This is a genomic window from Sphingopyxis italica (assembly GCF_011926545.1).
GTDB classification, from domain to species: Bacteria; Pseudomonadota; Alphaproteobacteria; order Sphingomonadales; family Sphingomonadaceae; genus Sphingopyxis; species Sphingopyxis italica.
In genome coordinates this window covers 67,366-91,898 of the sequence record NZ_JAATIT010000006.1, presented here as the reverse complement: position 1 = coordinate 91,898, position 24,533 = coordinate 67,366, and the positions used below count along the sequence as shown (strand labels likewise).

Genomic DNA, 24,533 nt, shown 5'->3' with positions numbered 1-24,533 from the left:
CCAATTCGCTCAGAAAGCCATGTCGAGCGCGACGCCGATCGTGCGCGGCTGCAACGGCGAGATCGCAAGGAAGCTCGGCCGGTTGAGCCCGTCGGCAAGCGTCGAACGCGCCATCTCGCCCTTGTTGTCGAGCAGGTTGCGCGCATAGGCGCGCAGCGTCCAGTGATCATCGAAGGTCACCGACGCATTGAGATCGACCGAGGTATAGGCCTTGGCGCGCGCGACGAGCGGATCGCTCTCGACCAGCGACAACCGGTTGCTCGCGTGACGGACACCCGCGCCGAAGCTGCCCTTGTTGCCGCCGCCCAGTTCGAATTCATAGTCGGCGCGCAGCGCGCCGCTGAACTTCGGCACCGCGGGCAGACGGTCCCCTTTGAGACCGCTGATGTCGGGCACGTCCTCGCTGAGCGACGCGTCGGTGTATGATCCCGTCGCGCTGATCGTCAGGCCCGGCGCCGGGCGCAGCGCCAGGCTGCCCTCGAAACCCTTGCTCGTCGCCTTGCCGCCATTCGCGCCGCCCGACACGCCGCCGAAGGCGCGCGTGACCTGAATGTCGGTCCAGTCCATCCAGAAGAAAGCGGCGTCGACCGACACCATGCGGTCGGCGAAATCGGCCTTCAGCCCGACCTCGTAATTCGTCATGCGGTCGGCATCGACGCTCGGCGGCACATTGGGGACGATGACGTTCGGGCCGCCGGGGCGATAACCCGTCGCGACGCGGGCATAGAGCATCGCGTCTTCATTGATATGGAATTGCGGGCTGACCGAGAAGGTCCAGACGCTTTCGGCCGATTCGCCCGGATCATTGGCGCTCGGCACGATCGCGCCCTCGCTGATCTGTGTGAAGGTCTGCTCGTTGCGCGCCCAGCGAAGGCCGCCGGTCACCTCGAACCGCTCGCTCAGCTTGAACGTCGCATTGCCGAAGACCGCATATTCCTTGTAGGTCGCGGGCAGGCCGACGATGGCGAGCGGGTCGAGCGGCACGATGACGTTGCCGTCCATGTCGAACGAGCGGACGAGCTGGGAATTGCTCGTTTCCTCGTCGGTGAAAAAGCCCCCGACAAGCCATTCGAAGCGCCCGCCGCTCGGCGAGGCGAGCCGCACTTCCTGCGTCCATTTCTTGAGCCCGAGGTCGAGCGAGAAGGGCGTGATGCCTGGGTCGATCGGTGGATTGGTCAGGAATGGAAAGAGCACGCCGAAGGCATAGCTCGCATCCTGCAGCTGGCGGCTCTGCGTCTTGCTGTAGGTCGTGGCCGAGGTCAGCGTCGCGGCGCCGAAATCATAGTCGATCGTCGCCGAATAATAGTCGAGATCGACGTCGTAGGATTCGGGCACATAATTGTTGAACGAATGGCCGTTGCCGAGCCGGTTGCCGTCGAGATCGGCGGCATAGAGGCCGTTGCCGTCCGAATCGAGCGACTGCCAGATCCCCGCGAGCTTGACGCTGAGTTGGGGCGTCGGCTGCCACAGCAAGGCCGCGCGGCCGCCGCGCTGTTCATAATCATTCTGATCCTTGAGCCCGGCGTTGTTGACGCTGTCGACCCAGCCCGGCGTCTTGCGCCACGCGAAGCTGCCCGAAATCGCGAGCGTGTCGGTCGCGATCGGCGCATTGACATAGACCTGTCCGCCCCAGCCGAAGCCGCTCGCGTCCTTGATCGTGAAGCCTTCGACGCCCGCGCGCACCTTGAATTCGCGCGTGTCGGGCTGGACAGTGACATATTTGACGAGGCCGCCGATCGAGCTGGCGCCATAGAGCGTGCCCTGCGGGCCCTTCAGCACCTCGATGCGTTCGAGGTCATAGGGCATCAGGTCGATCGTGAACTGCCCGGCGCGGTTGTAGAGCGCGCTCGACCCGACCGGCGCATCGTCGAGATAGATGCCGACCGTCTGGCTGGCGTTGAGCGGCGCGACGCCGCGCAGCGTGATCGTCGTTTGCCCCGGCGTGCCGCCGTTGCTGACGTTCATGCCGGGAACATAGCCCGCATAGTCGACGAGCGAGGCCGAACCCTGTTCCTGCAATTCCTCGCCGCTAACGACGGCGATCGAGATCGGCACGTCCTGCACATTCTGGACGCGCTTCTGCGCGGTCACCACAATCTCGCCCGCGGCTTCGATCGCGCCTGCCTCCTGCGCCTCTGCCGGCATCGCAACGGCGACCGCGACCATGCTTGCTGCAACGAAAAGTCCCTTGTTCATCGTCTTACCCCCAGACTTGGGCGAGCAGGCGGCGGAAATTGCCACCGAGCACGGCCCGGATGTTATCGTTCGAATAGTTGCGGCGAATGAGTTCCTCGGTGAGGTCGAAGGTCTTCAATGGATGGTCGAAACCATCGATGTCGATCTTGTCGCGAAAGGCGTAGCTGCCCTTGTAGCTGCCCTTGAGCAGCGCATATTCGTCCGGCTTCATATCGTCATAGCCGTGAAGGTCGGCGTCGGAGCCGATGCCGACATGGTCGACCCCGACGAGTTTCGCGACATGGTCGATATGGTCGGCCATATGCCCCACGTTGGTCGGATCGCTCGTGCGGACAAACATGCGGACGCCGGTGATGCCCATCACCCCGCCCTTCGTCGCGAGCGCCTTGATCGCCGCGTCGGTCTTGACGCGCGGATGATCGACGAGCGCGCGGGCGTTGCTGTGGGTGATCGCGATCGGCCCCTTGGCGATTTCGATCGCGTCCAATGTCGTCTTGTCGCCGCAATGCGAAACATCGACGAGCATCTTCTGCTTTTCCATCTCGGCGATGATCGCCGCGCCATAGTCGCTGACGCCGCCGTCGACGCGCTCGGTGCTGCCCGAGCCGATCAGGTTTTGCGTGTTATAGGTGAGCTGCGCGCAGCGAAGGCCGAGGCGGCGGAACAGCGCGACGTCCTCCACGCTCTCGAACTGCTCGGCATTCTGGATGCCCATGATGACGGCGCATTTCTTCTCGGCCTTGGCGCGATCGAGATCGGCGACGCCATCGACGAGCGTGAAGACATGGCTGTTGCGTCCGGCGAAGCCCTGCCACCCCGCGAGAAATTCGAGCGCCTGGCGCTTCGCATCGGGGCCGCCGAGGCCATAGGCGTTGTGGAAGCCGGTGATGCCCGACGCCCGGAACTCGGCCGCCTCGGCATCGGTCAACCGGTGCGCGACATAATTGGCGTCGAGCGTGATCTTGAGCGGCGCGAGCATGTCGATGACGAGCGAGGATGCGACGAGGTCGACCGCGCGGCGCGAATAGGTCTTCGCCGGCGCCGCGGCAAAGGCATAAGCGCCCTTGTTGATCATCGGCGCCGACAAAGCGCCCCCCACCGCGCCCGCGAGTGCCGCGCGGCGCGTCATACGGAACGACCCGGTCATTCCATCCTCCACCTGTGATAATTCTTATTTGCCGACTATTGTCCTAATCAGAAAATTGTCAACCCGTTTAGGACATATTCTTGATAATTTTCGTCATCCCGGCGAAGGCCGGGATCTCGACCTATGGAGGGCGGACGACGGGACGGTTACCCGCCCCAAACCTCTTCCGCGCAATGGATCATGCCGCCGCGATATTCGACGCCGGGCACGCGGTCGCGCGCGAGGAAGGTCGGGCCGTCGAGGTCGACGATGTCGCAGAGCTGCCCGACCAGATAGGAGGGCGCCATCGACAGGCTGGTGCCCATCATATTGCCGACCATCACGTCGAGCCCCAGCGCCTTTGCCTGCCGCGCGATCGCGAGGCCCTCGGTCAGCCCGCCGCATTTATCGAGCTTGATATTGACGACGTCGAAGCGCCCGACGAGCGAGGCGGTGTCGGCGAGCGAGAGCGCGCTTTCGTCGGCGACGAAGGGCAAGGGGCGTTTGAGGCCGTCGAGATCGGCCTCGCGCCCGCGCTTCAGCGGCTGTTCGAGCTGCGCGACGCCATGCTCGACAAGCACGGGCAGCAAGCCGGCGAGCGTCGGACGGTCATAGCCTTGATTGGCATCGACGCCGATCCACGCGTCGGGCCGTGCGGCGCGGATCGCCGCGACGCGCAATATATCCTCGTCGAGGTCGCCGGTCAGCTTGACCTTGATCGGCGCCTGCGGGTCGATCGCCAGCGCCGCCTTCGCCATGGCTTCGGGGCTGTCGGCGCCGAGCGTCAGCGTCGAGCGCAACGCCCTCGGCGCCTCCAGCCCGGCAAGCGCCCAGACCGGCCGTCCCGCCCGCTTCGCCTCAAGGTCCCAGAAAGCGCAGTCGAGCGCGTTGCGCGCGCCGCCGGGCGGCAGCAGATGCTGCAATTGCTCGCGCGTCGCCCCGCGCTGAATGTCTTCGCGAACGCGTGTCGCCTCGGACAGCATATGGTCGATATCGTCGCCGAGATAATAGACCCCGGCCCCCTCGCCCCGCCCGACATGCGTGCCGTCCGAAATCTCGGCAACGAGCAGCGCGGTTTCGGTGAAGACATGCCCCGAAATGCGGAACGGCTGGTGATAGGGAAAGTGCTCGACCCGAAGGTCGAGCGTCAATTCCCGGGTATTTTGCGTTGCCATCAATAGACCATTCCGAAGCCATAGAGGTGGAAGACGAGCGTCACCCAGACGAGCACGAGCGCGGCGAGGATCAGCAGCACCGCGCCGAGCTTCATCGTCCAGCGGCGCTTGTCCTTGATGCAAAGCCACAGGTGCCACGCGGCGGTCGCGAGCAGGCCGAAGGCGGCGAGCGGCGTCAGGATGCGCAGCAGGTGGATAAGCCAGTCGAGCGGGCCGCCGATGGCGCCGATGTCGGCCGAGAAGGCCGCGATCAGCCCGATCCAGCCGGCGAGCGCGCCGAGCGCGAGCCAGGCGAAGACACGGCTCAGACGATAGGCGCGGAGCGACTTGCCCTGGAGCGCGAAATCGGCCTTGAAGCTGCGGCGCACCAGCGCGCGCACCGGCCACGCCAGCGCCGCGAGCAGGATGATGCCGAAGGCGAGGAGCAGCGCGGGGTTGAGCCAGGCGGCGTTGACGCTGGCGGGCGCCGGTTCGAACACCATGAAGGGCGATCCGGCATCGATGCTCCAGCGCACGACGCGCCCGTCCTTGAGCTCGGCAGCGAGCCGTTCGCCCGTGCCGGTGTCGCGCCAAACGAAGGGTTCGACCTCGACCCAATCGCGCGCGCCGGCGCCGAGGCCGTCGAGCGCGGGAACGCTGATCTTGCCATCCTCGGTCAGGCCGATGGTCGCCTGGCCGAGCAGGCCGAACAGGCTCATGAAATTGGTGAAGGAGCCGCGGCTGCTGATATAATTGCCAGCCATCATCTGTGCATGTTCACGCGCCGTTTTGGCATCGACCTGCGCCGGCTTTTCGGCCGGACCCGGCAGGTAGCGATCGGCGAATTTGTGGAAGAGCGCGCTGCGCACCGCGCCCGCCGCGCCGTCCTTGCCCGGGCTGTTCATCGAGATGAAGACGCCGGTGTCGGCATCCGGGAACAGCCAGAGGTAGGAGTGGAACCAGACGGTGTCGCCGCCATGCGCGATCGCGCGCTGACCGTTGACCCATTGTTCGTAGAAGCCGAGCGCCATGCTGTTGAGCGGGCCGACGCCGGGCGCCTTGAATTCGTGCATCAATTTCGCGGTTTCGGGCTTCATCAGCCCCGCCCCGTCGTTGAGGTGCGCGATCATGAACTTCGCCATGTCGGCACCGCTCGCCGACAGGCTGCCCGCGGGCGCGGGGATCACCATTTCGAACGGCTCGGGCTTTTGCGTGACGTCGGGATAACCCTTCGACATATGCGGCACGAGGCGCGCGGGAAGCGGCTGGCGGAACGTCGAATGCGTCATGCCGAGCGGCTTGAAGATATGGTTTTCGATATAGGTGTCGAAATTTTCGCCGCTGACGCGCTCGACGATATAGCCGGCGAGCGCGGTCGCATAATTGGAATAGGCCGGCGTCGTGCCGGGCGCGAAGACGCGTTCGGGCAGCGCGAGCGGCATCTGCTTCTTGAGCGTCATCACCGCTTTCGGATCGCTGCTGATCAGATGGCGTATCGATTCCTCGAAGCCCGCGGTGTGCGTCATAATGTTGCGCATCGTGATCGGCTTGCCGTCATAGGGCGGAATCTTGAAATCGAGATAGGCGTTGACGTCCTTGTCGAGGTCGATCTTGCCCGCCTCGACCTGCTGCATCACCGCGGTCCAGGTGAAAAGCTTCGACACCGATCCGGGGCGGAACAGCGTTGTTTCGGGCAAGACGGGCGCGCGCTTGGCGACATCCGAATAGCCATAGCCCTTCTGCAGCACGACCTCGCCGCCGCGCACGACGACGACGACCGCGCCCGGAATGCGCCCGCGTTCGAGCGCATAGGGCAGATAGCCATCCATCCACGCCTCGAGATCCTTGGGATCGAGCGGAGCGGGCGCCGCTTGTGTCTTTGCGGCCGGAACGGCTGCTTCGGTCTTTTTGACGGCGGGCGCCGGCACCGGCCCCTGCGCCGCCAGTGGCAGCGCGGCAAAGGCCGCCAGCCCGATCATCGCCTTACGGATGAAACGCATCGCTCTCCCCTTATTGTATGGCGCGTCCTGTCACACCTTGCGGCAAGTCGCGCGACCCCTTACCAAGGACCAACTTCTGTTAGCCCGATAGGGACATAATGATCCTGATTAGAAAATTGTCAAACGGGGATTGGAAAAACTGATGGCGGACCGTGCGCCCCCGCCGACGCTCGGCGCGGTGATGAAGGGCATTCGCGCGCGCAACGGCTGGACGCTCAAGGAAATGAGCGCCAAGTCGGGCATTCCCGTTTCGACGCTGTCGAAGGTCGAGCATGACCGGCTGACGCTGAGCTACGACAAGCTCCAGCAGCTGAGCCAGCGGCTACAGATTCGCATGTCGGACCTGTTCGCCGAGGATGAGGAGGACACCGCGCCGCGCGTCACCGGGCGCCGCAGCATCGCGGCGATCGATCGCGCCGCGCGCGTCACCACCGACAATTACGACTATCATTATCTCTGCACCGATTTGCGCCAGAAGCGGATGATCCCGATCCTGACGCGCATCCGCGCGCACAGCGCGCGCGAGTTCGGCGAGCTCGTCCGCCATCAGGGCGAGGAATTCATCTATGTCCTCGAAGGGCGGATCGAGGTGCACAGCGAATTCTACGACCCCGTCACGCTCGACGTCGGCCAGGGCATCTATATCGATTCGTCGATGGGCCACGCCTATGTCGTCGCCGACGGGTTCGACGAAGCCCTCGTCCTCGGTGTCTGTTCGAGCGCCGATGACGGGCTGATGGACAGCTTGATGAGCCTTCACGGATAAAAACCTCAAAACGGGAGAAAAAAATGGCCTCGCCCCGACGCTTCGCGCCCTCGCTTTTGCTGCTATGCAGTTCGATGCTGGTTTCGGCGCCGCTCGCGGCACAAGCCCCGGCCTATGACCTGATCATCCGCGGTGGCACCCTCTATGACGGGTCTGGCAAGCCGCCCGTCGTCGGCGATGTCGCGATCAAAGACGACCGCATCGTCGCGGTCGGCAAGGTCGAGGGCGAGGCGAAGCGCGAGGTCGCGGCGAAGGGCATGGCGGTCGCGCCGGGCTTTATCAACATGCTGAGCTGGGCGACCGAATCGCTGATCGCCGATCCCAGAAGCCAGAGCGACATCCGGCAGGGCGTGACGCTGGAGGTGATGGGCGAAGGCTGGTCGATGGGGCCGATGAACGCCACGATGAAGCGGCAGGAGACCGAGCGGCAGGGCGACATCAAATATGACATCGAGTGGACGACGCTCGGCGATTATTTCGGGTGGCTCGAAAAGCGCGGCATTTCGACCAATATCGCGAGCTTCGTCGGCGCCGCGACGGTGCGCGTGCACGAGCTGGGCGAAGGCGACGTCGATCCGAATCCCGAGCAGCTCGGCCGGATGCGCGCGCTGGTGCGGCAGGCGATGAACGAAGGCGCGATGGGGGTCGGCAGCTCGATCATCTATGCGCCCGGCTCCTACGCCGAGACCGACGAGCTTGTCGCGCTGACGACCGAAGCGGCGAAATGCGGCGGCATGTATATCAGCCATATGCGGTCCGAAGGCGACCGCATCGAGGAGGCGGTCGACGAGCTGATCGAGATTTCGCGCCGCTCGGGCGCGCCCGCCGAAATCTATCACCTCAAGATGGCGGGGCGCAGCAACTGGGGCAAGCTGGATACGATCGTGAAGAAGATCGAGGATGCGCGCGCCGCGGGGCTGCGCATCACGACCGACATGTACACCTATACCGCGGGCGCGACGGGGCTCGACGCCGCGATGCCGACGTGGGTGCAGGCGGGCGGGCTCGAACAATGGATCGAGCGGCTGAAGGATCCCGCGATCCGCGCGCGCGTCGCCGAGGAAATGAAGAAACCGGGCAGCGACTGGGAAAATCTCTATTTCGGCGCGGGCGCCGACAAGATGATCCTGTCGGGCTTCAAGAATGACGCGCTGAAACCGCTGACCGGCAAGACGCTCGCCGAAGTCGCGGCGATGCGCGGCAAGTCGCCCGAGGAAACCGCGATGGATCTCGTCGTCGAGGACGGATCGCGCGTCGGCACCGTCTATTTCCTGATGTCGGAGGACAATGTGCGGAAACAAATCCAGCTGCCGTGGATGAGTTTCGGGTCCGACGCGGCGTCGCAGGCGCCCGAGGGTGTGTTCCTGAAATCGGGCGCGCATCCGCGCACCTATGGCAATTTCGCGCGGCTTCTCGGCCGCTATGTCCGCGACGAGAAGCTCATTCCGCTCGAACAGGCGGTGTACCGGCTCACCACCCTGCCCGCGACCAATCTCGGCATCAAGGACCGCGGCGCGCTGAAACCCGGCTATTATGCCGATGTCGTCGTCTTCGACCCGGCGACGATCGGCGACCGCGCGACCTTCGAAAAACCGCACCAATATTCGGTCGGGGTGCGCGACGTGTTCGTCAACGGCGTCGCGGTGCTGCGGAACGGCGAGCATAGCGGCGCGACGCCCGGACGCGCGGTGCGCGGCGCGGGCTTCAACCGCTGCTCCTAGGCAGCGAGCGGCATCCCGGCCAGCAACCGCCGCTGCTCGGCGGGCGACCGGAACAGGAGATCATGCGGCAGGCCGAGCCGGACGCTCGCCTGGCAATGCGGCGCTTCGCGATCGACATGACGGTCGGCGAGCCGGCCGGCAATCCGCAGCGCGGTGCGGTCGAGCCGCGTCAGATCATAGCGCGGGCCGAGATCGAGCGTGCGGCGGATATGATCGGGGAGCAGCGACACCGACGCGCGCGCGATCGCGCGATGCAGGAAGCGCGGGGCACTGGGCGCCGCCTTGCCCGACTGGATAATATCGAGGAATTCGAAGATGATCGGATGCGCTTCGAAGCGCGGTTCGAGTTCGGCCATCATATCCATGAACGCGGCCACCGTCGGCGGCGTGCGCCGCGCCCCGAATTCGCGCCCGATCGCATCGCCGTCGGCCATGAAACGGTCCTTGTCGGCCTCGCTCAGCACATGGACGAAGCGGTCATAGGCCATCAGGAAGCCATAGGAGGCGGTCGCGGCAACCCAGTCGAGCAGCAGCGGGTCCAACGCGCGATATTTGTCGCCGGCCGGCGTTGCGCCCTTCACCTTGCCGTGCATGCGGTTAACCTTGCCGATCACCTCCTTCGCTACGCTCGCGGGGCCGTAGCAGGCGAGCATCGCGACGAGCCCGGTGCGCCGCGAGCGGCCGATCGGGTCGGCCTTGTAGGTCGAATGGTCCCACACCCCCGAGCGGATGCGCGGCTCGGCGAATTCGAGCAGCACCGCCGCGATTCCGCCGATGCCGAGCGCGATCGGGTTCTTGTAGACGCGCCACTGGACGCTGTCCGGCGCGAGCAGCGCGGGTTCGCCGAGGGGCGCGGTGAAATCGATCGCCGTCCCCAGATAATCATCCTGCATCGGCAAACGCGCCACGCGATGTTTCTCCCTTAAAAGTCATAACCCAGCGTGAGGCCCCAGGTTCGCGGCTGGTTGGCGAAGCGCACGACGACATTGGCGTTGCTGGCGACCGCCGACCAATAATATTTGTCGAACAGATTCTTTGCCCAGAGCGATACCGACAAGCCGCTTTCGTGGCGCAGGCCAAGACTCGCGTTGACGGTGCCATAGGCATCGACCTTGTAGAGATCGAGATCCTCGAAAATCGTGTTCGACTCGCTCTGATACCGCGCGCTCACCGCGCCGGTCAGGTCGAGCGTGTCGCTGACCGGCGTGTCATAGGCGAGCGTCACGCTGCCCTGGAATTCGGGGCTGTAGATGAATTCGGCGCCGTCGAAATTCTCGGGCTGTCCCGCCGCGTTGGTGCCGTCATAATCGTTGATCCGCGTCTTCAGATAGAGCGCGTTGGCGGCGATGGTCAGCCCCGTCGCAGGGCGGATCGTCAGCTCGCCCTCGACCCCGTAAGCCTCGCTGTCGGGCACATTGTCGAGGCGCGAGAGCGCGGTGTAGATCGGATCGGCGAAATAGGTGCTGATCTGCTTGTCGCGATAATCATAGTAGAAAGCCGAGAGATTGGCCTGCACCAGCCGGTCGGCGAGCGTCGCTTTCACCCCGACTTCATAGGCGGTGAGTTTCTCCTGCGTCACCGGCGCATTCTGGCGCGCGAGGTTCGCGGCGTTGATCGGCGTCGTCCCCGATTTATAGCCGCGCGATACTGAGGCATAGAGCAAAGTGTCGTCGTTCGGCGACCAGTCGAGCGCGACGCGCCACGCGACATTATTCTCGTCGAGTAGCGACTGGACCTCGCCGAAGGTGCCCGTCTCGGGATCGAAAGTGTTGCACTGACCCTCGGCGATTTCGGGCGCGAGCACCCCATAGGTCTGGAAATAGAGCGCGCGGTTCACGACGTTGACGTTGGGCAGCATATTGCCGTTGAAGTCGCGCGAGCAGCCGTTGTAGCGCTGCGTGTCTTCGGTATAGCGCACCCCAACGGTGAGCTTGAGCTGATCGGTGAGTTCGGCATCGGCATTGCCGAAAATGCTCCAGGTTTTGGTGCGGATGCGGCCGAAATCTTCGTAGGTGCGGAACGCCTGCGATAGTTCGAGCGGGGTGTAGCCGCCCGAATTGAACGGCGTCCCGAGCAAAGGCACGCCCGCCCCGCGAATGAGGCCGACGTTGGCGTTCTGACCGAGCATCGTGCGGTTCGAATCGATGATCCGGTCGTTGGCGTAATAGGCGCCGACGAGCCAGTTGACCGCCCCCGTCTCGCCCTCGACATGCAGTTCCTGTGCGAAGCTCTTGATCCGCCCGACCGTGTTCTGGAGCAGGATTTCGAACGGCGCGCCGCTCCAGTCCGAGAGCGCATTGCGTTTGAAGTCGTTATAGCTGGTGAGCGAAACGAGCTTCATCGTATCGCCGAGGTCCTGATCCCAGCGCAGCTTCAGGCCCCAGAAACGATTATCCTCGGCAAGCGGGCCGTCGAGCCCGAGCCCGGTCCCGATGTCCGCCGAGCGCGCCGCTTCGGGCGCCCAGTCGGCTTGGCTCGCCTTGGCCGGGAAATTGTTCGCGATATAGTCGGCGAGGCCCGGCGTGTTGAAGAAGCGCGAATTGCTGGTGCCGGTGACCGGGTTGGTCGCGGGCGTGAAGCCGATCCCCTGCCCCGCGACGGTGTCCGACTTGTTCTGCCACCAGGTGACCGACAGGTCGATGCTGGTGCCGGCGCCGGGGTCGATCGCCAGCGAACCGCGGATGCCGAGCTTGTCGACTTCGCCCAGCCGCTCGCCGCGCGTGTTGCTGACCTGCCAGCCCTTGTCGCTATTCTCGCTGCGGAAAGCGATGCGCGCGGCGATGCCTTCACCGAGCGGTCCCGAGATGTGGCCGCCGATATTGTACGTCTGATAATTGCCGAGGTCGGCCTTGATGCTGCCTTCGAAGCTGTCGGTCGGCTTGGCGGTGATGAAGTTGATCAGGCCCGCGGTGGTGTTGCGGCCATAGAGCGTGCCCTGCGGCCCTTTCAGCACTTCGACGCGTTCGAGGTCCATCACCGGGCCGGTATTCATGATCGGATAGGCGTAAGCGACTTCGTCGACATAAGTGCCGACGGTCGAGGTCGAGGACAGGTTGATCGTGTTGAAGCCGATCCCGCGCAGCGTATAGGTCGGCACGCCCTGATAGCTTTGCGATACAGTGAAACTCGGCGCCACCGTGGTGAGGTCGCGCATGTCGGTGACGCGCAGATTTTCGAGCGTTTTGGCATCGACCGCCTGGATCGCCATGCCGATATCGTTCATCGATTCGGCGCGGCGCTGCGCGGTGACGATGATGTCGCCTTCGGCCGCGACGCTGTCGGGTGCCGTTTCCTCCGCCGCAAAGGCCGGTGCCGCGACAACGAGGCCGATCGCCGTACCCGCGCTCCAGAAAATACGCATTGCCTTCATCACTCATCCTCCCTCAAACGGCTTGTCGCGGAGCTCGTCGATGTGCGAGCGTCGCGCGAAACCGGACCGTGACAGAACAAGGGATTGCGGCCGCGCGAACAAGCTGACACCTGTGTCAGGGAGCGGAGGGACAAGCGGGTGATTGACGAGAGGGCGGAATGCTGGTCGGACATGCCGGGGCTGATCGCCGCCGTGCAAGCGGCTGGCGACGCGATCGGCCTGTCCTATGTCGCGGCGCAAGCCGACCTGGGCGATCCCGAACCGATGAGCGACGCCGAAGGCCGTCCCTATGCCGAAACGAGCTTTCGCTGGGTCGATCCCGACTATGCCTATTGGCGCGATCGCAAACTGGCGCTGCATATCGCCTTCCTGACCGCGGCGCGGCTGACCGGCGAGCCCTTCTACTATAGCGACGGCCGCCTTCGCACCTGGCGCCCGACGCAGTTGCTCGAAGCCGTCGATTGCTCGCAGGCGCGCAACACGCCCAATTTCGGCGAAGCGATCATCGCGCCGGTGCATTTGCCGCGCGGGCTGGTCGGCGCGGTCTTCTGGTGCTCGCGCGAGCCCGTCGGGGTCGAAGCGATCTTCGCCGAGCAGGCCGGCCATCTGCACAACCTCGCGGTCAAGCTGGTCGCGACGCACAATGAAGCGCGCGGACGCCCGCGCAATGCCACCGTGCCGCAAACGCTGACGCGGCGCGAGGTGCAGTGCCTGCGCTGGGCGGCCGCGGGAAAGACCGACGGCGAGATCGGCATCATCCTGGCGCTGTCGGTGTCGACGGTGCGTTTCCACCTGCGCAACGCCGCGGCGAAGCTTGGCGCCACCGGGCGCGCGCAGTCGATCCAGATCGCCGCGGGGCTCGGCTTCGTCGGCGCGCGCGCGGCCTGATGCAGGTGCCAGCTTGGCCCGGCATCGACCGAGAGCTTAAGCCGGAGCCATGGACATGCTGCACGATCCGGCGCTGATCGCCTTTCGCGACGAGGTTCGCGTCTTTCTGACGGCGCATCTGCCCGACGACCTTCGGCTGGCGGCGGCGCGCGCGACCAGCGTCTTCATCGATCCCGAGGTGTCGCTGCCGTGGCAGCGCATATTGCACGCGCGCGGCTGGGCGGCGCCCGACTGGCCCGCCGAGTTCGGCGGCCCCGGCTGGAGCGAGATCGAACGCTATATCTTCGCCGCCGAGTGCGCGCGAGCCGGAGCTCCCAACCTCGCGCCCATGGGGCTCAAGATGGTCGCGCCGGTGATCATGCACTATGGCAGCCCCGAGCAGCGCGCCCATTATCTGCCGCGCATATTGGCGGGCGAGGATTATTGGTGTCAGGGCTTTTCGGAGCCCGGCGCGGGGTCGGACCTTGCCGCGCTGCAACTGCGCGCGGTTCCCGACGGCGAAGATTATGTCCTGAACGGGTCGAAGATCTGGACGACGCACGCCCATTTCGCGAACCGCATGTTCGCGCTCGTCCGCACGTCGAACGAAGGCAAGCCGCAGGCGGGGATCAGCTTCCTGCTGCTCGACATGAAGGCGCCCGGCATCACGGTCGAGCCGATCCGCACCCTCGCCGGCGATCACGAACTCAACCAGGTTTTTTTCGACGATGTCCGCGTGCCGCGGGCGAACCGTCTCGGCGGCGAGAATGAGGGCTGGTCGGTCGCCAAGCATCTGCTGACCTTTGAGCGCGGCGGGAAATATGCGCCGGGGCTGATCGGACGGCTCGAACGACTGCGCGCCCGCGATGACGTCGATCCGGTGCTGCGGGCGCAGCTCGACCGCGAGGCGGTGACGCTGAAGGCGCTGCAGGCGCTCGAACTCAAGGCGATGCGCGGCGTCGGCGGCAGTCCGGCGCTCTATGCCTCGGCATTGAAGGTTTTGGGGACCGAGACGGCGCAGCGCATCGACACGCTGGCGTGCGAAGTCGCGGGCCATGCCGCATGGGCCGACGCCGACGGCCAGACGCCCGCCGAGCTGGCGGTCGCGGTTCCGCGCTACCTCAACGACCGCGCGGCGAGCATCTATGCGGGGTCGAACGAAATCCAGCGCGACCTGATCGCGCGGGTGATGCTGGGTTAAACCGCCGCCTCGGCAAAGCGCGCCAAATGGCCGGCGCGCGGCCCGAATGCCGCCGCGATCGCCAGCGCGCGCTTGAAGTGGCCGCCGAGGCTCAATTCCTCGGTCAGCCCCATCGCACCGTGGATCTGCACCGCGCTTTCGCCGACGACCCGGACCGCGTCGCCGACCTCGATGCACGCGGCGCTGACCGCCTGCGCCCGGTCGGCACGATCCTGATCGACCGCGACGATCGCAACCTCGGTGAGCGCCGCCGCCTTCATCGCCGCGAGTTGCATGTCGGCGGCGCGGTGGCGCAGCGACTGAAAGCCGCCGATCGCGGTCCCGAACTGCTTGCGCTGGCCCAGATAGTCGATGCTGCCCGCGATCATGTGCTGCATCAGGCCCACCGCCTCGGCGCAGCGCGCCGCGAGGATCAGGTCGTTCGCATGGTCGGCAAGCGCCCGCGCTTCGTCCCCATCCGAGAGCAGGACCGCATCGCCGGGCTTGAGCGTGAAGGCGAGATCGGCCGACACGCTGCCGTCGTGCATGATGCGATGCCGCTGTTCGACCTTGTCGCCGTCGGCGGCGATGAGCAGCAGCGCATCGTCGCTTGCGAGCAGGAGCAGGTCGGCTTCCGCCGCGCCCGCGACCAAGGCCGCGCCACCGCGCACCAGCCCGCCTTCGACCACCGGCATCGCGGCGGTCGAGGCGGCGCAGAGGATCGCGATGCGGCGGCTGCCCCCCGCCAGATCGCCGAGCGCCGGATGTCCGGGCGCCACGCGCGCGAGGAGCGCGCTCGCCGCGACGTGCGATAGCCAGTCGGCGCCCGCGAGTGCCGGACCCAGCTCGGCCATCACGAGCGCGATGTCGATCGCGCCGCCACCGAAACCGCCGACGCTTTCGGGCAGCGTAATCCCGGCAAGGCCGAGCGACGCCGAAAGATCGCGCCAGCCGGGGTGCGGGTGGTCGGCGAGGAAGCGCTGGACGCTTTCCCGGAGCAGCTGTTGCTCTTCGCTAAGCGGAAGATCGAGTGCGGCCATGTCAGAAGGCCGGACCGGCGGGTCGCGGCGATTGGTCGGTGTATGTCATTTGCTCTCCCGCATCACTTGTGCAGCGCCGAGCGGCGCGGGTCTAGCTGATTGGTGTGGCAGGTCGGCCCGAACGAATGACGCCGAGCCCCGATTGCTGCATATACTTAGTATTAAAAGTATCGCATGGGACAGCAATGCAAGGCTTGGGGCGAATCGAAGACGCGGCGCGGCGCGGGGGGAGCGCATGAATCCCATCTGGCTTCCCGCGTCGCTGTTCGGCGGCTTGTTCCAGGCGTGGCGGACCGCGCTGCAACAGCGGCTGCGCGCCGAGCTCAGCGTCAGCGGCGCGGGGCTGGTGCGCTATCTCTATGGCTTGCCTTTCGCTTTTATGTTCGCGGCGATCTGGCTGACGATGCGGGGCGATGCGGTGCCGGCGTTTGGCACCGCCTTCGCGGGCTTCGCCATCGCCGGGGCGATCACGCAGATGGCGGGGACGATCCTGCTCATCATGGCGTTCGGGCATCGCGGATTCGTCGTCGGCACCGCCTTTTCGAAGACCGAGGCGGTGCAGGCGGCGCTCGTCACCGCATTGTTTCTCGGCGAGCGGTTGCCGCTGCTCGCGTGGATCGGGATCGTCGCGGGGGTCGCGGGGGTGCTGGTGCTCGCGCTCGCCGGACGCGGGGTTTCGGGGCGCGAGATATGGCGCGCGCTCGGCCAGCCCGCCGCGCTGTGCGGGCTCGGCGCGGGGTCGATGTTCGCGCTCGCTGCGATCGCGGTGAAGCTCGCGACCGCCGAGCTCGACGGTGTCGACCTGATCGGCTCGGCGCTCGTCACGCTCGTCGTCGTGATGGCGATCCAGACCGGGCTGCACATCCTTTGGGCCGCGCTGCGCGACCGCGACACGCTGCGCGCGGTGTTCCGGACGTGGCGCAATTCGAGTCAGGTCGGATTGTTGTCGGCGCTCGGGTCGGCCTGCTGGTATATCGGCTTTGCCGCGGCCCCCGCGGCGCTGGTGCGGATCGTCGGACAGGTCGAGGTCGTGTTCACGCTCGGCTTCGCGCATTTCTATCTGCGCGAGCCGGTGCGCTGGCACGAGATCGCCGGACTGCTGCTCGTCGTAGGCGGCGTCGTGATGGCGCTGATTGCGACCTTTTAGGGAAAGGCGGGCGCCTTGCTGACCATCGCCGGCAAGGGACGGCCCATGACACCCGCAAGCCATCCGGCTGCATCGACGACCTGCGGCAGCGTTATACCCGTTTCGATGCCGCTGCGTTCAAGCATGTAGATTACATCCTCGGTCGCGACATTGCCCGCCGCGCCGGGCGCAAACGGACAGCCGCCGAGCCCCCCGAGCGACGCGTCGACCGTCGCCGCGCCTTCCTTTACCGCCGCCCAGACATTGGCGATGCCGGTGCCGCGCGTGTTATGGAAATGGACGCGCACGGGCAGGCCGCCGACCGCCTCGCGCACGCGGCCGATCATCTCCGACACCCCCGTCGGCACACCGACGCCGATCGTGTCGGCGAGCGCGATTTCGCGCGGGCGCGCGTCGGCGGCGCGCTTCGCCATTTCGACGACGCGGTCGATCGCCACCCTGCCCTCGAACGGGCAACCGAAAGCGGTCGCGATGGTGATCTGGCCGCTGCGCCCCGCCTCCCGTGCCAGCGCGACGATCTCGATCGCGGCGGCGAGCGATTCATCCGAGCTTTGGCCCTGATTGCGGATGCCGAAACTGTCGCTCGTCACGCACACCGCGCCGAGTTCGTCGATGCGGCCGGTCGCAAGCGCGCGCTCGGCGCCGCGGCGGTTGAGGACGAGGCCGATATAGGTGACGTCCTCGCGCTCGGGCAGCATCGCGACGAGGTCCTCGGCGTCGGCGAGTTGCGGGACCTTCTTGGGATTGACGAAGCTCGTCACCTCGATCCGGCGCGCACCATAGTCGATCGCGCGGCGGATCAGCGCGAGCTTGTCGGCGGTCGATATGATCGTGGCTTCGTTCTGAAGCCCGTCGCGCGGGCCGACCTCGACCAGTTCCACGGCATGATTTTTCAACATCTTGCGTCCTGATTATCTTGAGTCATTTAGCAGGTTGAAAATTACATAGCATTCTAAGTATACAAAGGCCATGGGCGAGGCAGGCCGTCTTACCAGAGTCGGCCGCGAAAGGAATGATATGAGCGAAACGGGCAGCGGGGGGGCACTGGAAGGCATCAGGGTCGTCGAGATGGGGCAGCTGATCGCCGGGCCCTTCTGCGGGCAATTACTCGGCGATATGGGCGCCGAAATCGTCAAGCTCGAACCGCCGGTGACCGGCGACCAGATGCGAAACTGGGGCCAGGGCGACAAGCCGAGCTGGTGGCGCGTGATCGCGCGCAACAAATATTCGGTCGCGGTCGACCTGCGTAGCGAAGAAGGTCAGGTGCTCGCGCGCGAGCTGATCGCGAAAGCCGACATCCTCATCGAGAATTTCCGCCCCGGCACGCTCGAGAAGTGGAACCTCGATCCCGCTGAGCTGCGCAAGACCAACCCCGGGCTGATCATCGTGCGCGTGTCGGGTTACGGCCAGACCGGGCCCTATTCGGCGCGGGCAGGGTTCGGCGGTATCGGCGAGGCGATGGGCGGCTGGCGCGGTATCGTCGGTTATCCCGACCTTCCCCCCGCGCGCATGGGGGTGTCGATCGGCGACACGCTCGCCGCCACTTACGGCTGCATGGGGGCGCTCGCCGCGCTCCATCACCGCGGCAGGACTGGCGAAGGCCAGATCGTCGATTCGGCGCTCTATGAAGCGGTGCTGCAAGTGATGGAATCGACCGTGTCGGACTATTCGGCGAGCGGCACCAAGCGCCGCCGCACCGGATCGACGCTGCCCGGCATCGCGCCGTCGAACGTCTATCCGTGCAAGGACGGCGAATATCTGATCGGCGCCAATCAGGACGGCGTCTTCGCGCGGCTCGCCGCCGCGATGGGGCGCCCCGAACTGGCGAGCGACGAAAATTATGCGACGCACCGCGCCCGCGGCGCGCGGCAGGCGGAACTCGACGCGCTGATCGGCGAATGGACCGCGACGATGACGATCGCCGAGCTCGAAGCGAAGATGGTCGAAGCCGGCGTGCCCGCGGGCCGCGTGTACGATGCCGAAGATATGCTCGCCGATCCGCATTTCGCCGCGCGCGACGCATTGGTGACGGTCGCCGACGCGGAATTCGGCGAGGTCACGATGCAGGGCGTGTTCCCCAAGCTGTCGGCGACGCCGGGCAGCGTGCGGCGCCCTGCCCCACTCACGGTCGGGCAGGATGGCGCCGAGGTTTTGAAACGCTGGCTTGGACGGGAGGCTTGACGCGATGATCACGCTGTATGGCGGTCCGACGCCCAATGCGCGCAAGATCGCGATCGCGCTCCTCGAAATGGGGCTCGACTGGCGGCTCGAATATATCGACATCCTCGCGGGCGACCAGCTGACCCCCGAATTCCTCGCGCTCAATCCGAACAACAAGACCCCGGTGATCGTCGATGACGAGGGTCCTGAGGGGCCGAGCTTCGTGCTGTGGGAGACGGGCGCGATCCTGCTCTACCTCGCCGAAAAGACCGGGCGTTTCGTGCCAGCCGATCCGGCGAAGCGCGCGATCTGCTGGCAATGGCTGATGTTCCAGGTGTCGGGCGTTGGGCCGATGTTCGGGCAGGAAGCGCATTTCACTCATTATGCCAAGGACCGGCACGAATATGCCATCGCGCGCTACAGCCGCGAGGTCGACCGGTTGATGATGGTCATCGACAAGCGTCTTAGCGAAGCCGAATGGCTGGCCGGAGACGATTATACGATCGCCGACATGGCGACGCTGCCCTATCTGCGCCGCCAGCTGATCGAGAAGGCCGGGCGTTTTGCGAACGTCGACCGCTGGGGCGCCGCAATGCTCGAACGCCCGGCGGTCGCCGAAGGCATGACGGTCGGCGTCGCGCGCGCCGAAACGATCGAGGGCGGGCTGACGGGTTTCACCGACGAGCACCGCGCGATCCTGTGGGGCGATAGGCAGCACGCGAGACGTTGAGGCGAGCTGCCGGCTTGGGGTGAGGAACGGGAGGTTCTCCACTTTCGTCATCCCGGCGAAGGCCGGGATCTCGCCGGTGCGTCATTCTGATAGGGTGAGATCCCGGCTTTCGCCGGGATGACGATGAAAAGGATGGCCGCTACCGGTCGGAAGCAGACCTCAATCCCCCCTCACCGCCGCATGGTTCGCGTCGCCGAACATGTTCGACCATTCCTTTTCGTCGAGCGTCTGGTGGCGGCCGACATATTTCGCCGGCGCCTTCAGATCGTCGCGCGCCATCGCCCGCTCCACCGCGGGACGTTCGCGGATGCGCTCGAACCAGGCGTGCATCGCGGGCCAATCGTCGAGCCCCATGCCCATGACGAAGGCCGAGGCGCGGCCGGGCCAGATCGCCATGTCGGCGATGCTATAGTCGTCGCCCGCGATATAGGCGCTTTTCTCCAGCCGCCTTTCGAGCACGGTGAGCAGCCGGTTCAGCTCCTTCGTATAGCGTGCGGTCGCATAGTCCTGCCCCGCCGGGGCGTAGCGCAGGAAATGGCTCGCCTGCCCGCCCATCGGCCCGAGCCCCGCGACCTGCCACGTCAGCCACGACAGCGTCGCCGCGCGCGCCGCACCCAATGCGGGCAGGAAGCGTCCGCTTTTCTCCGCCAAATATTGCAGGATCGCGCCCGATTCGAACACGGTCACCGGGCCGCCGCCCTCCGCCGGATCCTGATCGACGATCGCCGGGAGCTTATGGTTCGGGTTGATGCGTCCGAATTCGGCGGTCAGCTGGTCGCCGTCGAAAATGTCATAAGGAATGACGCGGTAGGACGCCCCGATTTCCTCGAGCATGATCGCAATCTTCTGCCCGTTCGGGGTCGCCGAATAGTGAAGGTCGATCATCACAGCACCTCGTGGATCACATGCCGCACCCCGAAATCGGTGCGTTCGCCGACGCCGACGGCGAGCACGCCGTTCAGCCAGCCATATTTCGCGCTCGCGGTTTCGAACACCGGTGCGATTCGCAGATAGTATCGCGAGGGATCGGCGTCGGGCACCGCCGGGTCGGCGAAGGTCGCGCGCACATCGTCGGGAATGATGTTGCGCCCGGTGTAGCTCAGATAGATAAGCTCGCCGTCATCGGTCCGCCACACCGCGCGCGCATCGAAGGTGCCGACCGAGGCGTCGTCGCCAAGCCGCCCGCTGCGCGACCAGTTGCCGCCGCCTGGCAAGACTATGCCGTTGATCCGGGGTCCGAAAAACCTGCCGCCGCTGATATAGCCGAGCCGCTGGTCGCCAAAGGGCGAGGCGCCGATGCCGATGATCCCCCCGCCCACTTCGAACTCGACGGTGCACAGATGGCGGGTCGCCAGCGCCGCCGGGCCCCCACGCGAATTTTCTTCGTTCATCATGCGAATCCTCTTCCTGCCTATGGACAAGTATAAAACCATTAGTATACTAAGGGTCAATCAGATTGACGGATCGGAGACCATTCCGGGACCGCGACGACAAGCTCCATGGGAGGGTGAAGATGAAGGCGCATAACCAGTTCCTGCTATCCGGCGTTGCGGCGATCGCGATGCTTGCCAATGCCGCACCGGCGATGGCGCAGGCGGCCCCCGCCGACGCGGCGCCCGTCGCTGCATCGGAGGCCGACGACAGCAACATCAACGAAATCATCGTCACCGCGCAGAAGCGCGAGCAGAATTTGCAGGACGTTCCGATTTCGATGGAGGTCGTCAGCGGCGAAAAGCTTTCCGACTTCAACGCTACAGACATCAAATCGGTGATGAACTACACGCCGAACGTCTTTGTTCAGACGACCGCCGGCAACGACGTCATCTATATCCGCGGTTTCGGGTCTCCACCGTCGAACTTCGCCTTTGACCAATCGGTCTCGCTCTATGTCGATGGCGTTTATGCCGGGCGCAGCCGCCAGGCGCAGGCGCCCTTCTTCGACCTCGAACGGGTCGAGGTGCTGCGCGGGCCGCAGGGGGCATTGTTCGGCAAGAACACCGCGGCGGGCGCGGTCAGCGTGGTGTCGGCCGGGCCGACGTCGACGCCCGAAGGCGCCTTCACCGCGCTCTATAATTTCGACCACAAGGGCATCGACATGTCGGGCTATGTGGCGGGTCCGCTCAGCGACACGCTCGGCGCGCGCTTCGCCTACAAGATCGTCAAGCAGGACGGCTATATCTATAACCGCGCGACCGACCATGACGATCCCGAAACCAAGAAGCAGCTTGCCCGCCTGACGCTGCGCTGGGAGCCTTCGACCAGCTTCGATTATACGGTGAAGGCCGAATATGGAAACACCGACGTCGTCGGCGGCATCACCGTGTCGAGCCCGCTGACCAGCGAGCAGGATCCGCAGACGACGCGCTATCTGGAGCGCGCGGCGCTCGGCGACGAAGGCAACCGGAATGAATCGGTGATGGTCTCGGGTGTCGGCAATATCGCCCTCGGCGACTATACGCTGACCTCGGTCACCGGCTACAGCTGGTTCAATTCGATGATCGTCAATGGTTTCGACCAGACGATTCCGAACAGCGGCGGCGCGTTCACCAACAATTCTGTCTATAACGCCTTTCCCGAGCGGTTCGAGCAATTCTCGCAGGAAGTGCGAATCCTGTCGCCCGTCGGCGAGACGTTCGAGTTCATCGCGGGCCTTTATTACGACCACAGCAAATATCAGCTCGAACAGTTCCAGGGCTTCAACATCCTCGATCTGGGCGGCAGTCCCTATTTCGGCCGCATCGACAGCGTCTTCAACCAGACCGCCGACAGCTATTCGGTGTTCGGGCAGGGCACGCTCAACCTGACCGACGCTTTCCGCGCGATCGGCAGCCTGCGCTATACCCACACCGAAAAGGACGGCGATTTCGCGGCGGAGCTTGTCTATGGCCCCTTCCCGATCCGCCCGATCTCGAGTGCCGAAGGCTCGATCAGCGAGGGCAATCTCGATCCCTCGGTGACGCTGCAATACGACATCGCTCCGCGCATCATGGTCTATGCGACCTGGGGCCGCGGATCGAAATCGGGCGGCTTTGTCAGCAATACGCTCGGCACTGTCGACAGTAGCTTCACCTTCGAGCCCGAACGGTCGGAAAATTTCGAGGCGGGGGTCAAGTCGACGCTGTTCGACGGCGCGGTGATCGCCAATGTTTCGGCCTATCACACCCAGTTCAAGAATCTGCAGGTGTCGGTCTATCGCCCCCAAACATCGAGCTATCTGACCGGCAATGCCGCAAGTGCGACATCGAAGGGCATCGAAGGATCGCTCAGCATCTTTCCCATCCCCAATTTCGATATCACCGCATCGGGCGCCTATCAGGACATCGCCTATGACGATTATCCCGGTGCGGCGTGCCTGGCGGCTCAGGTCGCCGACGGCAGCTGCGTTCCGACCGATCCGACAAGCATCGCGAACAACAATCTTGCCGGTTATCGCCCGGCCAACACATCGAAGTTCACCGGCAGCGTCACCGCGCACGCCCGTTTCGACATGTCGGAGGATCTGAAGCTCGACATCACCGGCGTCGCCGCCGGCCGGTCGAAATTCTATAATTCCGACGATCAGGATCCGGTCTTCGGCCTCCAGAAGGGCTATGTGAAGCTCGACCTGCGCATCCAACTCGCCGACCGGGATGAAAACTGGCATCTCGCGCTGGTCGGCAAGAACCTGACCAATGAGCTGACCACCGGCAGCGCCTTCCGCTTGCCGGCGCCGATCACCGAGGTGTCGCGCGCGATCCTCTATCTGGAACCGACGCGCAATATCTCGGTCGAGGCCGGGTTCAAGTTCTGACGATGTCCCAGGGATCGGCCGCGGCCAAAGCTTTCCTCGACAGGGAAGCGGCGGCCGCGGTCGTGACCTGTTACGCGACCGCGCTCGATGCGCGCGACTGGCGCGCCTATCGCGCGCTTTTCACCGACGAGATCGCGATCGATTATGGCGCGATCGGATCGCTTGTCGGCGAAGTGCCCGCCGACGAGTGGACGAACCGCTGCCGGACGCTCGAAGGTTTCGACGCGACCGCGCACCAGCTGCACAATGTCATCGCCACGATCAACGGCGACCGCGCGACGGTGACGAGCATCGTCGATGCCGTGCATGTCGTCGGCGCCGGCGACCGCGCGCTCCTCGGCGATCTGATCGGCCGCTACACGCACCGGCTGGTGCGGCGGGATGGGTGGAAGATCGCGGGCGTGACTTTGGCCGTCGTCGCCTATCCTGCGGGGAAAGACGCGTTCGAGGCCGCTTTCGCCGCCGCACGCGCCATTCTCGCCGAAGGAAATCCCGCATGATCGACGTTTATTTCACCCCCACGCCGAACGGCCACAAGGTTTCGATCATGCTCGAAGAAACCGGGCTTCCGCACCAGCTGTTCGCGATGAACATGCTCGAGGGCGACCATCTGACCCCCGAATATCGGCGGATCAACCCCAACGGCCGCCTGCCCGCGATCGTCGACCATGAGCCCATCGGCGGCGGCGCGCCGCTGCCGGTGTTCGAGAGCGGCGCGATCCTGCTCTATCTCGCCGAGAAGAGCGGGCAGTTGCTTCCCGAAAATCCGCGTCGCCGATCGCAGGCGCAGCAATGGCTGATGTGGCAGATGGCGAGTTTTGGCCCGATGCAGGGTCAGGCGCATCACTTCATCCGCTATGCGCCGGAGGGGCAGGCTTATCCGGTCGAACGCTATCGCAACGAGACGTTGCGGCTGCTCCACGTCCTCAACGGGCGGCTGGGCGAAGCCGATTATCTGGCGGAGGAATATTCGATCGCCGACATCGCGGCATGGCCGTGGACGCGCGCGATCCGCGCGATCGGGCTGACGCTCGACGATTATCCCGCCGTCGCCGACTGGTTCGCGCGGATCGACGAACGGCCCGCCGTGCTGGCGGGGACCGACGTCAAGAACGCCGCGAACCTGTCGAGCGCCCGCCCGGTGCTGACCGAGGAGCAATGGTCGAATTTGTTCGGGAAGAATATGCTGGAAGCGCCGGCGCGGTGAGCACGCTCGTCATTGCGAGGAGCGAAGCGACGAAGCAATCCAGGGGCGGCTCTGCGCCGCTCTGGATTGCTTCGCTTTG

Annotated in this window: 20 protein-coding genes; 10 read left to right on the top strand and 10 right to left on the bottom strand. The window is 65.2% G+C overall.

Annotated elements, in window-relative coordinates:
- Positions 1-9 precede the first annotated feature (9 nt).
- The 4 genes from GGR90_RS18120 to GGR90_RS18105 form a co-directional block, all read right to left on the bottom strand.
- On the bottom strand, positions 10-2,196 hold the full coding sequence (locus GGR90_RS18120) for a TonB-dependent receptor (protein WP_167922814.1): 2,187 nt from the start codon (positions 2,194-2,196) through the stop codon (positions 10-12).
- A gap of 4 nt (positions 2,197-2,200) precedes the next feature.
- Positions 2,201-3,343, bottom strand: a complete 1,143-nt coding sequence (locus tag GGR90_RS18115) for a dipeptidase (RefSeq protein WP_167922813.1) — start codon at positions 3,341-3,343, stop codon at positions 2,201-2,203.
- A gap of 146 nt (positions 3,344-3,489) precedes the next feature.
- Positions 3,490-4,497, bottom strand: a complete 1,008-nt coding sequence (locus GGR90_RS18110; RefSeq protein ID WP_167922812.1) for a dipeptide epimerase — start codon at positions 4,495-4,497, stop codon at positions 3,490-3,492.
- Entirely contained in the window at positions 4,497-6,476 is a 1,980-nt protein-coding gene (locus GGR90_RS18105; protein ID WP_167922811.1) for a serine hydrolase domain-containing protein, read from the bottom strand. Before GGR90_RS18105 ends, GGR90_RS18110 begins: the two co-directional genes overlap by 1 nt.
- Before the next feature lie 142 nt (positions 6,477-6,618).
- Between GGR90_RS18105 and GGR90_RS18100 the strand changes: the two genes are divergently transcribed.
- Positions 6,619-7,242, top strand: coding sequence for a helix-turn-helix domain-containing protein (locus tag GGR90_RS18100; RefSeq protein WP_167922810.1), 624 nt, complete (start codon positions 6,619-6,621; stop codon positions 7,240-7,242).
- A 23-nt stretch (positions 7,243-7,265) separates the two neighbouring features.
- Positions 7,266-8,963 (top strand): N-acyl-D-amino-acid deacylase family protein, encoded by a 1,698-nt coding sequence (locus GGR90_RS18095; protein WP_167922809.1) that lies wholly within the window; start codon positions 7,266-7,268, stop codon positions 8,961-8,963.
- Here GGR90_RS18095 and GGR90_RS18090 read toward each other — a convergent pair.
- Entirely contained in the window at positions 8,960-9,871 is a 912-nt protein-coding gene (locus GGR90_RS18090) for an oxygenase MpaB family protein (RefSeq protein ID WP_342449965.1), read from the bottom strand. The genes GGR90_RS18095 and GGR90_RS18090 overlap by 4 nt on opposite strands.
- 14 nt (positions 9,872-9,885) lie before the next feature.
- Complete coding sequence (locus GGR90_RS18085; RefSeq protein WP_167922808.1) at positions 9,886-12,333, bottom strand: TonB-dependent receptor; 2,448 nt, start codon at positions 12,331-12,333, stop codon at positions 9,886-9,888.
- Positions 12,334-12,471: 138 nt separating this feature from the next.
- Here GGR90_RS18085 and GGR90_RS18080 point away from each other — a divergent pair, with 138 nt between their 5' ends.
- Both GGR90_RS18080 and GGR90_RS18075 read left to right on the top strand, forming a co-directional pair.
- Positions 12,472-13,221 (top strand): helix-turn-helix transcriptional regulator, encoded by a 750-nt coding sequence (locus tag GGR90_RS18080; protein ID WP_342449964.1) that lies wholly within the window; start codon positions 12,472-12,474, stop codon positions 13,219-13,221.
- 55 nt (positions 13,222-13,276) lie between these two features.
- Positions 13,277-14,401 (top strand): acyl-CoA dehydrogenase family protein, encoded by a 1,125-nt coding sequence (locus GGR90_RS18075; RefSeq protein WP_209023872.1) that lies wholly within the window; start codon positions 13,277-13,279, stop codon positions 14,399-14,401.
- Here the strand turns inward: GGR90_RS18075 and GGR90_RS18070 are convergent.
- Positions 14,398-15,420: an acyl-CoA dehydrogenase family protein gene (locus GGR90_RS18070; protein ID WP_167922806.1), complete on the bottom strand. Its 1,023-nt coding sequence runs from the start codon at positions 15,418-15,420 to the stop codon at positions 14,398-14,400. The genes GGR90_RS18075 and GGR90_RS18070 overlap by 4 nt on opposite strands.
- A gap of 235 nt (positions 15,421-15,655) precedes the next feature.
- Between GGR90_RS18070 and GGR90_RS18065 the strand changes: the two genes are divergently transcribed.
- A complete protein-coding gene (locus GGR90_RS18065) occupies positions 15,656-16,567 on the top strand; it encodes an EamA family transporter (protein WP_167922805.1) in 912 nt (303 codons plus the stop codon).
- On the opposite strand, the gene GGR90_RS18060 is transcribed toward GGR90_RS18065, so the two are convergent.
- On the bottom strand, positions 16,564-17,466 hold the full coding sequence (locus tag GGR90_RS18060) for a hydroxymethylglutaryl-CoA lyase (RefSeq protein ID WP_167922804.1): 903 nt from the start codon (positions 17,464-17,466) through the stop codon (positions 16,564-16,566). The two genes, GGR90_RS18065 and GGR90_RS18060, sit on opposite strands and share 4 nt — an antisense overlap.
- A gap of 118 nt (positions 17,467-17,584) precedes the next feature.
- Between GGR90_RS18060 and GGR90_RS18055 the strand changes: the two genes are divergently transcribed.
- On the top strand, positions 17,585-18,748 hold the full coding sequence (locus tag GGR90_RS18055) for a CaiB/BaiF CoA transferase family protein (RefSeq protein WP_167922803.1): 1,164 nt from the start codon (positions 17,585-17,587) through the stop codon (positions 18,746-18,748).
- Between the two features lie 4 nt (positions 18,749-18,752).
- On the top strand, positions 18,753-19,457 hold the full coding sequence (locus tag GGR90_RS18050; RefSeq protein ID WP_167922802.1) for a glutathione S-transferase family protein: 705 nt from the start codon (positions 18,753-18,755) through the stop codon (positions 19,455-19,457).
- A gap of 159 nt (positions 19,458-19,616) precedes the next feature.
- Here the strand turns inward: GGR90_RS18050 and GGR90_RS18045 are convergent, their stop codons facing one another.
- Together GGR90_RS18045 and GGR90_RS18040 are read right to left on the bottom strand one after the other, a co-directional pair.
- A complete protein-coding gene (locus GGR90_RS18045; RefSeq protein ID WP_167922801.1) occupies positions 19,617-20,342 on the bottom strand; it encodes a glutathione binding-like protein in 726 nt (241 codons plus the stop codon).
- Complete coding sequence (locus GGR90_RS18040; RefSeq protein ID WP_167922800.1) at positions 20,342-20,848, bottom strand: DUF3237 domain-containing protein; 507 nt, start codon at positions 20,846-20,848, stop codon at positions 20,342-20,344. The genes GGR90_RS18045 and GGR90_RS18040 overlap by 1 nt, the downstream gene beginning before the upstream one ends.
- A gap of 122 nt (positions 20,849-20,970) precedes the next feature.
- On the opposite strand from GGR90_RS18040, the gene GGR90_RS18035 reads away from it, so the two are divergent.
- The 3 genes from GGR90_RS18035 to GGR90_RS18025 are packed head-to-tail and all read left to right on the top strand — an operon-like array spanning position 20,971 to position 24,454.
- A complete protein-coding gene (locus GGR90_RS18035; RefSeq protein ID WP_167922799.1) occupies positions 20,971-23,247 on the top strand; it encodes a TonB-dependent receptor in 2,277 nt (758 codons plus the stop codon).
- A gap of 2 nt (positions 23,248-23,249) precedes the next feature.
- Positions 23,250-23,747 (top strand): nuclear transport factor 2 family protein, encoded by a 498-nt coding sequence (locus tag GGR90_RS18030; RefSeq protein ID WP_167922798.1) that lies wholly within the window; start codon positions 23,250-23,252, stop codon positions 23,745-23,747.
- Positions 23,744-24,454, top strand: coding sequence for a glutathione S-transferase N-terminal domain-containing protein (locus GGR90_RS18025; protein WP_167922797.1), 711 nt, complete (start codon positions 23,744-23,746; stop codon positions 24,452-24,454). Before GGR90_RS18030 ends, GGR90_RS18025 begins: the two co-directional genes overlap by 4 nt.
- Positions 24,455-24,533: the final 79 nt, after the last annotated feature.

Coding starts and splice junctions, on each gene's coding strand:
- GGR90_RS18120 (WP_167922814.1), bottom strand. CDS start 2,196: ATGAACAAGGGACTTTTCGTTGCAGCAAGCATGGTCGCGGTCGCCGTT.
- GGR90_RS18115 (WP_167922813.1), bottom strand. CDS start 3,343: ATGACCGGGTCGTTCCGTATGACGCGCCGCGCGGCACTCGCGGGCGCG.
- GGR90_RS18110 (WP_167922812.1), bottom strand. CDS start 4,497: ATGGCAACGCAAAATACCCGGGAATTGACGCTCGACCTTCGGGTCGAG.
- GGR90_RS18105 (WP_167922811.1), bottom strand. CDS start 6,476: ATGCGTTTCATCCGTAAGGCGATGATCGGGCTGGCGGCCTTTGCCGCG.
- GGR90_RS18100 (WP_167922810.1), top strand. CDS start 6,619: ATGGCGGACCGTGCGCCCCCGCCGACGCTCGGCGCGGTGATGAAGGGC.
- GGR90_RS18095 (WP_167922809.1), top strand. CDS start 7,266: ATGGCCTCGCCCCGACGCTTCGCGCCCTCGCTTTTGCTGCTATGCAGT.
- GGR90_RS18085 (WP_167922808.1), bottom strand. CDS start 12,333: ATGAAGGCAATGCGTATTTTCTGGAGCGCGGGTACGGCGATCGGCCTC.
- GGR90_RS18075 (WP_209023872.1), top strand. CDS start 13,277: ATGCTGCACGATCCGGCGCTGATCGCCTTTCGCGACGAGGTTCGCGTC.
- GGR90_RS18070 (WP_167922806.1), bottom strand. CDS start 15,420: ATGGCCGCACTCGATCTTCCGCTTAGCGAAGAGCAACAGCTGCTCCGG.
- GGR90_RS18065 (WP_167922805.1), top strand. CDS start 15,656: ATGAATCCCATCTGGCTTCCCGCGTCGCTGTTCGGCGGCTTGTTCCAG.
- GGR90_RS18060 (WP_167922804.1), bottom strand. CDS start 17,466: ATGTTGAAAAATCATGCCGTGGAACTGGTCGAGGTCGGCCCGCGCGAC.
- GGR90_RS18055 (WP_167922803.1), top strand. CDS start 17,585: ATGAGCGAAACGGGCAGCGGGGGGGCACTGGAAGGCATCAGGGTCGTC.
- GGR90_RS18050 (WP_167922802.1), top strand. CDS start 18,753: ATGATCACGCTGTATGGCGGTCCGACGCCCAATGCGCGCAAGATCGCG.
- GGR90_RS18045 (WP_167922801.1), bottom strand. CDS start 20,342: ATGATCGACCTTCACTATTCGGCGACCCCGAACGGGCAGAAGATTGCG.
- GGR90_RS18040 (WP_167922800.1), bottom strand. CDS start 20,848: ATGAACGAAGAAAATTCGCGTGGGGGCCCGGCGGCGCTGGCGACCCGC.
- GGR90_RS18035 (WP_167922799.1), top strand. CDS start 20,971: ATGAAGGCGCATAACCAGTTCCTGCTATCCGGCGTTGCGGCGATCGCG.
- GGR90_RS18030 (WP_167922798.1), top strand. CDS start 23,250: ATGTCCCAGGGATCGGCCGCGGCCAAAGCTTTCCTCGACAGGGAAGCG.
- GGR90_RS18025 (WP_167922797.1), top strand. CDS start 23,744: ATGATCGACGTTTATTTCACCCCCACGCCGAACGGCCACAAGGTTTCG.